Below are 9,009 nucleotides of genomic sequence, written 5' to 3'. Positions count from 1 at the left end.
CCGCCCCGCCGAAACGACCGGTGCGCGCCGCGTAAGGCCGTCGCGCCGGTGGTCCGGGTTGCCCCGGCGGTGTCGACGCGCGTTCGGCCGCCGCTCGTTGCGCGCGCGGGTGCTGCTGCTGGTCGTGGGTCTGCTCGCGATCGGGCTGTTGGTCAGCGACGCGGTCGTACTCGCGTCGCTGCGCGCGCCCCTGGTGGACCGGGTGGACAACCAACTGCGCTCCGTCGGACGGTTCACGGCCGGCGTACCCCCGCAGTTCCTGGCCGGCTTCGGACAGCCACCGCAACCGTCACGGGCCCCACCACACGACCCGTCGCCGGCCCGACCGCTCGACCTGGTCGGCGACCTGTACATCGCCTATCTGGCCCCGGACGGCCGGATCGAGCAGAGCGGTCGGGCCGGCGCGCACCGAGACGATCCGCCCCCGACGCCACCGACCCTGAACACCGCGGCGATCGGGCGGCGGGCCGGGCGTCCGTTCGACCTGCGTGCCGACGACGGCACCCCGTGGCGAGTGCTCGCGCTGCCCCGTACCACCGGCAACCCCGGCTCGGGCCTGCTGGTCGCGGCCTCGCTCGACGAGGTGGACGCGACCGTGCACCGGGTGCGGTCGGTGTGCCTGGTCATCACGGCCGCGACGCTCGCCCTGCTCACGCTGCTCGGCTTCTTCGCGGTCAAGGCCGGGCTGCGCCCCCTGCGCCGGATCGAGGAGACGTCCGTGGCCATCGCCGGCGGCGACCTGGGCCGCCGGGTGCCGGACACCGCCGGGCCCGACACCGAGATCGGGCGCCTGAGCAGCTCACTCAACGGCATGCTCGCGCAGATCGAGACCGCGGTCGCCGCGCGCGCCGCGTCGGAGGCCACGCTGCGCCGGTTCGTCGCCGACGCGAGCCACGAACTGCGCACCCCGCTGACCGGGATCAAGGGCCTGACCGAGTTGTACCGCATGGGCGCCCTGCCCGAACGCGCGGACGTGGACCGCGCGATGGACCGGATCGAGCGCGAGTCGACGCGCCTGGGCCGCCTCGTCGAAGACCTGCTGCTGCTCGCCCGTCTCGACGAAGGCGCCGCGTCCGTCCCGGGCGCGGCGCACCTGCGGCCGGAGCCGATGGACCTGCGTTCGCTCGCCGCCGACGCCCTGCACGATCTGCGCGCCCTCGACCCCACGCGACCGGTCCGGCTCACCGGTCCGGACGGCGAAGTGGTAAGCCCGGCACCGACCATGGGTGACGAACGCCGACTGCGCCAAGTGGTCACCAACCTGATCGGCAACACCGTCGCGCACACCCCGGCAGGCACTGCGGTCCGGATCGGAGTGGGTACCACAGCCGACGGCGTGGTCCTCGAAGTGGCGGACGCCGGACCGGGGTTGACGGACGAGCAGGCCCGCCGGGCCTTCGAGCGCTTCTACCGCGCGGACGGCTCGCGCAGCCGAAACACCGGCGCGGGCGCGGGCCTGGGCCTGGCCATCGCCCAATCGCTGGCCCAGGCCCACGGCGGCCGCCTGGAACTCTCCACGGCTCCAGGCGCCGGAGCCACCTTCCGACTGCTCCTCCCCGCCCGCACGGACGACCCACCGACCTGACCCGTATCCACCGCTACGGCCGTCCGTCGTCCCGGCTGCCATCCCCAGGGCCCCTCGCTCAAGATCAGAAATTCGGGCTCTCGGCCGCCCTGGGCTGATCGGACGGGGCTGACCGAGCTGACGGGAACGACATTCCCGGAAGCAGCAGAATTTCTTCGTCGAGTACGAGTACGAATACGAGTAGGTGTAGGTGTAGGTGTACGAGCACAGATACGGGCACGAGTCCCTGGACCTCCGAACGGATGGCGAACGCGCGGGACGCCGAGCTCGATCGATGACCCTTTCCACCCGCCGACCCCGTCACCCGCGTCGCTCGCCTGCGTCGCTCGCCGTGCGTCACCCGCCGTGCGTCACCGGCCGTGCGTCAAGGTGATCGTGGTCCACACTCCGACGTGGATGCGGTCGCCGTGGTGCAGTGTGATCGGGGCGTTGATCGGGATCGGGGCGGCGTTGTCGTTGAGACGGGTGCCGTTCGTGGAGCCCAGGTCGACGAGGGTCCAGGTGCCGGGTTCGCCGAGTAGGGCCGCGTGGCGGAAGGAGACGCCGGGGTCTCCCGGGTCGGACGCCAGGTCGATGTCGTAGGTGCCGCCGCGAGTGGGACTGCTGCGGCCGATCGTGATCCGGGCGGCGGTCAGCTCGATCCGGCGCGGGCGGGGACGCGTGGGGAAGTCGAAGGCGTCGACCACGCCCGGCGCGGAACGGGCCACCGTGGCGTTGTAGTAACCCCGGTCGGCGGCGACGGTGGCGAACCAGCCCGGGGAGTGCCCGCCGGCTTCGTCGACCGTCGACCATCCGCGCGCGCTCGGATCCCAGCGCAGTCGGCGTCCGCGCATCGCGTCGGAGGTGAGGTCGAGAGCGAGGAGGGCCCGACGGGCCTCGGCGGGGGTGTCGGGCGGCAGTTCGACCAGGGTCGCCCGGTCGTGGCCCGGGGAGGGAACCGGATCGAGATCGAGGACGAGGTCGGCGCCGTCACGCCCCCGCCGACGCACCGAGATCCTGGACAGCGCGGCGGCCGCGCTCTCGCCGAGCCGGCCGCCCAGCGACGCGGCGAGTGCGTCCAGGAAGGGCTTGAGCAGCGCACCGGCCCCGGCCGCGGCGACGAGGAGGCCGACGTCGCCCGTACTGTCGACCGTCGGCGCCTGATGGACCCAGCACGCTTCACAAAACCCCGCGGCCGGGTGAACCGGGCGACCACACGTCGGGCACGTCGTGGAGGCGACCGCGACCGGCCGCGTCGGCCGACCGCACTCGTCGCAGTGGTCGCCCGACCTCGACCGGTGCCCCTCCCCGCATACGCGATCCATGTGGCCCCCTCCCCGCGCCGATCCGTTCTCCGTGGACAACCCACCCACCGGCCGCTTCAGCGTGGCCCAGGCGCCCCCTTCGACTCAAGCCGCCCGGCGTGATCGGCGCCGGATAAATGACGGGCCGTCACCCGAACGGGCTCGCTACCCTCGGTGGCATGACCGAAGAGATCGACGTGGTGCGGGAGTGGATCCGGCAGGCCGACGACGGCGTGACCGTGCTGACGGGGGCCGGCATCTCCACCGACTCGGGCATCCCGGACTACCGGGGCCCGCAGGGCGTCTGGACCAAGGATCCCGACGCCGAAAAGCTCGTCACCTACGGCTACTACATGGGCGACGAGGACATCCGGCGGCGCTCGTGGTTGCTGCGCCGCGACAATCCCGCGCGCCTGGCCGGGCCCAACGCCGGTCACGCCGCACTCGTGGACCTCGAACGATGCGGCCGGTTGAACGCGTTGGTCACCCAGAACGTCGACGGTCTGCACCGGCGGGCCGGGAACAGCCCGGAGAAGATCATCGAGCTGCACGGCACGATGTTCTACGTCGTGTGTACCGACTGCGCCACGCAGACCACGCTCGACGCCGCCCTGGAGCGGATCGCCATGGGCGAGGACGACCCGCGCTGCCTGCAGTGCGGCGGCATCCAGAAGACCGCGACGATCATGTTCGGCCAGGGCCTGGACCACGGCGTCCTGGAACGGGCCGCGATGGCGGCGCAGATCGGTGACGCGTTCCTGGCCGTGGGCACCACCCTCCAGGTCGAGCCGGCCGCGTCGCTGTGCCGGGTCGCCCAGGAGTCCGGCGCCAAGCTGGTGATCGTCAACGCGGGCGAGACCCCGTACGACGCGGTCGCCGACGCGGTGATCCGCGAGCCGATCGGCGACGTGCTGCCGGAGCTGGTCAAGGGCCTGTAGTAGTCCGAAGACCGGGCGGGGAACCGAACCGAGAGTCGACCCGAGAGCCGCTACACCCGCGCCGGCTCCTCGTGTTCGTCCTCGTTCGCCGCGGCGTCGAGCGCGGCCAGTTCGGCCTCCAGCTCCTTGGCCTCGCTGCGGATCAGCTTGATGTACATCGACAACAGCGCGAGCGCGAAGAGCCACCACTGCACCGCGTACGCGAGGTGCGGGCCGAGGTCCTCGTCGTCCGGCTCCGGGATCAGCGCGGGGGCCTTGGCCGGCGTCGGGGCCTCGGCGGTCAGTTCGATGTAGCCGCCGAACAGGGGGTGCTGGAGCTTTCGGGCCAGCTCGGGTCCGGAGATCCGCATCACCTGGCCCTCGGGCGTGCTTTTGTCCTGGATGCCGGAGTCCTTGCGGGTCTCGTCCGGGCGCAGCCGACCGGTGACCGTGACCCGGCCGGACGGCGGCGGCGGAACGTCGGGTCGGTCCGTGGCCGAATTCGGGTAGGCCACCCAGCCGCGGTCGACCAGCAGGGTGCGGCCGTCGGCGGTGACGAGCGGGGTCACCACGTAGTAGCCGACCTTGTCGTCCTGCGACCTCCCCCGCGCGAGCACCTGATGATCGGTGTCGTACACGCCCGTCGCGGTCACCTGACGCCATTGCAGGTCACCGGACACCTTCGTGCCCACGGCGAGGATCTCGTCCGCGGGCACGGGCTTGCGCTTGATGTTCGCGCTGATCAGGTCGTTGTGCGCGACCTTGTTCTCGTGGCGGTGGAACTGCCAGAAGCCGAGCTTGACCATGATCGGGATCAACACGACCACGAGCAGGAACATGGCGATCCAGCGCGGCGTCAGCAGGAAGCGGTACACCCGAGCACGGTACTCCTCACAGTGTCCGGTCCGTCCCGCCGGGGGCGACCGGCGCGCCGGCCCCGCCCCGGCTGCCAAGCCGGTACGTATCGGCCCCGATCCACCCGGCCGAGCCCGTACGCACCGGCCCCGACTGTCCCGCGGAGGCCGTACCGACCGGCCCCCGTCGGCTCACCGATGCCGTACGCACCGCCCCCGGTTGCCTCGCCGAGGCCGTACCCACCGCCCCCGGCCGTGTCCCCCGAGCGCCGGGCACACCGCCCACGACCCTCCGCCGACACCCGGACCGAGGCACCACCCGACCACCCGACCACCCCGCCGCCCGGCCGATCCCCGCTGCCCGGCCGATCCCCACCGCGCGCGACCCGCCGACTGCCGCGGGCTCACCGACCCCGCCGCGGCCCCGACCGCCCCGACCCCACCGCCCGCGACCCCACCGCGCGGCCTCGGCGGAGCGATCGAGGCGTTCACCGCCGGCGCCGCCGGCGCAACGCGTCCGGCCGCCCGGTCATCCCGGGCTTCGCCGCCGGGCCCCGCGCCGCGGTCTGGCTCGTGGACGAGCCGGTCGGCGTCCAGGTCACCGTCTCGATGTCCTCGTCCCGGCCGTTGGGCGCGTCGTCGCCGTCTCCGCCTTCACGCGCGGCCCGGTTCTCCCGCGCGTCCTTGTCGCCCTCGCCCGGTCCGCGCGTGTCGTCCGCGTCCGTGCCACCCTCGTCGTCCATCTCGCTCAGCGGCCGGGTCACGTCCTCCAAGGATCGACCCGCCGCCTCCACTCCGAGGAAGATCTCCACGAGCCCCGCCGCGATCATCAGCCCGGCGCCCAGGAAGTAGCCCATCGCGACCTGGGATTCCTTGCCCGTGTCGACCAGCTTCGCGAACAGCAGCGGGCCGATCGCACCGCCGAGCCCGGTACCCACGGCGTAGTAGAACGCGATGGCCAGCGCCCGCGTCTCCATCGGAAAGATCTCGCTGACCGTCAGATACGCCGCACTCGCGCCCGCCGACGCCACGAAGAAGATCACACACCAGCACACGGTCAGGCTCGTCGCGGACAGCGAACCGCCCCGGAACATCAACGCGGTCACGATGAGCAGCACGCCCGACCCGATGTAGCACGCCGACACCATCACCCGCCGACCGATCGTGTCGAACAACCGGCCCAGCACGAGCGGGCCGACGAAACTGCCGATCGCCAGCGGAATGATGTACAGGGGGGCCCGGTTGTCGGCGACGCCGAAGAACTCCTTGAGCACGAGCGCCTGGGTGAAGAAGACGGCGTTGTAGAGGAACGCCTGCCCGATGAACAGCGACAGGCCCAGGATCGAGCGCTTGGGGTACAGCCGAACCATCGCGTGCACGATCTGCCCGAAACCGATGCTGTGCCGCGTGCGGACCTTGATGTAGGTGTCGGCCGCCGGCAGTTCCTTGCCGGTCTCCTTCTCCACTTCCTGCTCGATGCCCGCGACCAGCTTGTCGGCCTCTTCCGCCCGCCCGTGGATGAACATCCACCTCGGCGACTCGGGCACGTTGCGGCGCACCAGCAGGATCACCAGGCCGAACACCGCGCCGAGCCCGAACGCGAGCCGCCAGCCGAGGTTCGCGGAGAACAGGTCCTCGTTCAGCAGCGGGATCGCCAACAGCGCGCCGAACGCCGCGCCCAGCCAGTACGAGCCGTTGATGATCAGGTCGACCCGGCCGCGTACCCGAGCCGGGATCAGTTCGTCGATCGCGGAGTTGATCGCCGCGTACTCGCCGCCGATGCCCGCCCCGGTGAAGAACCGGCACACGAAGAACCACAACGGGTTCATCGAGAAGGCGGTTGCCACGGTCGCCGCGAGATAGAGCGCGAGCGTCATCAGGAAGAGCTTCTTGCGGCCCAGACGGTCCGTCAGATAGCCGAAGAACAGCGCGCCCACGCACGCGCCGATGATGTAGATCGTCGCGGCGAGCCCGATGTCGCCGGTGGTGAGACCGACCCCCGCACCGTCCTCGGTGAGGCGACCGCCGATCGAACCGATGATCGTGACTTCCAGACCGTCCAGAATCCAGACGGTGCCGAGTCCGATCACCACCACCCAGTGCCATTTGGCCCAGGGCAGCCGATCCATCCGGGCCGGGATGTTCGTTCGAACCGTTCCGCCGTCGGCTTGCCCGGCCGAACCAGCCGAACCATCCGAACGAGCCGAGCCGTCCGAGCCGTCCGAGCGATCGGAACCAGCCGAACCGGCCGAACCGTCCGAACGAGCCGAACCGGCCGAACCAGCCGAACCGGCCGCGTCCGCCGAACCCTTCGCGCCTGCGTTCCGCGAGGTACCGAATGGCTCGACGCCCTCGGCAGACCCCTCGGACGATGAATGAGTCACGGTCGCCTCCGTTTCGATGGCTCGATGGGTGCCCGGCGAACCAGGACACAAACCGGCCGCCGGCCCGGTGCGCGAACCGGTCGGTGCCATCCGCATCCGACAGCGGGCAGCCATCCGGTGGTTCGCGCCGCTAGGCTTTCCGGACGCCGTCTTCTGGCTCCTTGCCGGCTGCCCCCCGGCAGGCCACGGTGCGGACGCGGCACCGATCCGCCATTCCCCGGGAGACACACCACATGGAAGGTCCATCGAGCGATCCCGTGCCCGGTCGCCGCGGTACGGCCGGTCATTGGGTCGCACGCATCGGCATCGGCATCGTGCCGATCCTGACCATCGGACTGCTCGGCTGGGTGCCCGCGCTCGTCGCGGCGATCCGCACCCGGCGCACCGTCGATCGCGTCCTGGTCGCGGTGAGCGCCGGCGTCGCGATCGTGGGCCTGGCGATGTTGATCAGCGTCGACACGAGCGAGGAGAAGGCGGCCCGCGAGGCCGCCGGCCAGGTCGCGCGCGCCGAGTCCCCGATCGACGACATCGGCATGATCATGCTGATCGTGCTGATGATCGCGATGCCCGTGCACTGGTTCGTCCGGGCGGCCCGTTGGCCGCGCCTGATGCAGGGTCAGGAGCCACCCGCGTACGTGCCTTGGCATGCGCGGCCGCCTGTATCACCCACCCACGGTGGAGCGGCGCAGGTACGGACGCAGCACCACCCGAGCCACCCGAGCCACCCGAGCAATCCGAACCACCCGAGCAATCCGAGCCAGGCGAGCCAGGCGAGCCAGGCGAGCCACCGGAACCACCCGGCCCACCCAAGCGATCCCAACCACCCGACGATCGCGCTCACGCCGCCCCGCACCCCGCCCCCACCGGCTGCGCCGCCGAACCCGCCACCGCTCGGCGCCGGTTCGCGGATCCCGCAGCCGCCCGCGCCGCGTTCCACCCCACCGCTCGGCTCGACCCCGCCGGCCGGCTCGACCCCGCCACCCGGGACCGACGACCCCGCCGCGCGGGCCCGAGCCCGGTTGCAAGGGCTCAGCGAACGCCTGCGTGAGCAGGACGGTGGCAACCCCGGAGGACCCCGATGAGCACACCGGGCCGCGTCATCGCCGGCCGCTACGAACTGTCCGCGGCGATCGGTCGCGGCGGCATGGGACAGGTGTGGAAGGCGTACGACCGGACCCTGCAACGCCGGGTCGCGGTCAAGCTGTTGCGCAACGACCTCGTCGACGCGTCGGGTGATCGCGCCGCCATGGAGCAGCGCTTCCTGCGCGAGTGCCGGGTCACCGCGGGCATCGACCACCCGGGCCTGGTCACCGTGTTCGACGGCGGCGCCGACGCCGGCGACCTCTACCTGGTCATGCAACTGCTCGACGGCTGCGACCTCGCCGACCTGATCGCCGAGAACCAACCCGTGCCGTGGGAGTGGGCGGTCGCGGTGGTCGCGCAGATCTGCTCGGTGCTCGCGGCCGTGCACGCGGTGCCGGTCGTGCACCGCGACCTCAAGCCGCGCAACGTGATGGTGCGCCGCGACGGCACGGTCAAGGTGCTCGACCTCGGCGTCGCCGCCGTCCTGGACCCGGAGTCGACCAAGCTCACCACGACCGGCGCGTTGCCGGGATCGCCCGCGTACATGGCGCCCGAGCAGTTGAACGGCATCGTCGAACCACGCACCGACCTGTACGCGCTCGGCTGCCTGGTCTACGAAATGCTGGCCGGGCACGCGCCGTTCACCGGACCGACCATGGCGGCCGTCATGGTCGGGCACCTCAACGGCACGCCCAAACCGCTCGGCGCCGCGCGCCCCGACATACCCGCCGGGCTCGAACTGCTGGTGATGCAACTGCTCGCCAAGCAGCCCGACGAGCGGCCCGCGAACGCGCAGGAGGTGTATCGGCGGCTGGTCCCGCTCATGCCCGCCGGCAACCGCGACGCGGCGGCGGCCCTCGCGCCGGTCGCCCCGATGGACCCGACCCGCCCGCTGCGCTTCCC

7 protein-coding genes are annotated in these 9,009 nt (G+C 71.9%); 4 read left to right on the top strand and 3 right to left on the bottom strand.

Annotated elements, in window-relative coordinates:
* Window positions 1–1,585: HAMP domain-containing sensor histidine kinase (locus GT354_RS05475; RefSeq protein WP_346011873.1), on the top strand; the 1,585-nt coding region annotated here is incomplete at its 5' end.
* Between the two features lie 350 nt (window positions 1,586–1,935).
* Here GT354_RS05475 and GT354_RS05470 read toward each other — a convergent pair.
* The gene (locus GT354_RS05470) at window positions 1,936–2,889 is read right to left on the bottom strand and encodes an FHA domain-containing protein (RefSeq protein WP_161355034.1); all 954 of its coding nucleotides are present in this window, start codon (window positions 2,887–2,889) and stop codon (window positions 1,936–1,938) included.
* A gap of 158 nt (window positions 2,890–3,047) precedes the next feature.
* On the opposite strand from GT354_RS05470, the gene GT354_RS05465 reads away from it, so the two are divergent.
* Window positions 3,048–3,806: a Sir2 family NAD-dependent protein deacetylase gene (locus GT354_RS05465; RefSeq protein WP_161355033.1), complete on the top strand. Its 759-nt coding sequence runs from the start codon at window positions 3,048–3,050 to the stop codon at window positions 3,804–3,806.
* A gap of 50 nt (window positions 3,807–3,856) precedes the next feature.
* Here the strand turns inward: GT354_RS05465 and GT354_RS05460 are convergent, their stop codons facing one another.
* Window positions 3,857–4,660: an SURF1 family protein gene (locus GT354_RS05460; protein WP_346011872.1), complete on the bottom strand. Its 804-nt coding sequence runs from the start codon at window positions 4,658–4,660 to the stop codon at window positions 3,857–3,859.
* A 467-nt stretch (window positions 4,661–5,127) separates the two neighbouring features.
* Window positions 5,128–6,768 (bottom strand): MFS transporter, encoded by a 1,641-nt coding sequence (locus GT354_RS05455; RefSeq protein WP_161355032.1) that lies wholly within the window; start codon window positions 6,766–6,768, stop codon window positions 5,128–5,130.
* Between the two features lie 488 nt (window positions 6,769–7,256).
* On the opposite strand from GT354_RS05455, the gene GT354_RS05450 reads away from it, so the two are divergent.
* A complete protein-coding gene (locus GT354_RS05450) occupies window positions 7,257–8,105 on the top strand; it encodes a hypothetical protein (protein WP_161355031.1) in 849 nt (282 codons plus the stop codon).
* Window positions 8,102–9,009 (top strand): serine/threonine-protein kinase (locus tag GT354_RS05445; protein ID WP_161355030.1); only part of this gene is annotated, 908 nt, incomplete at its 3' end. The genes GT354_RS05450 and GT354_RS05445, both read left to right, overlap by 4 nt.

It is taken from the genome of Streptomyces sp. SID3343 (assembly GCF_009865215.1).
GTDB lineage: Bacteria > Actinomycetota > Actinomycetes > Streptomycetales > Streptomycetaceae > Embleya.
The sequence above is the reverse complement of the archived record's forward strand: the minus strand, read 5'-3'. Positions and strand labels throughout refer to the sequence as shown.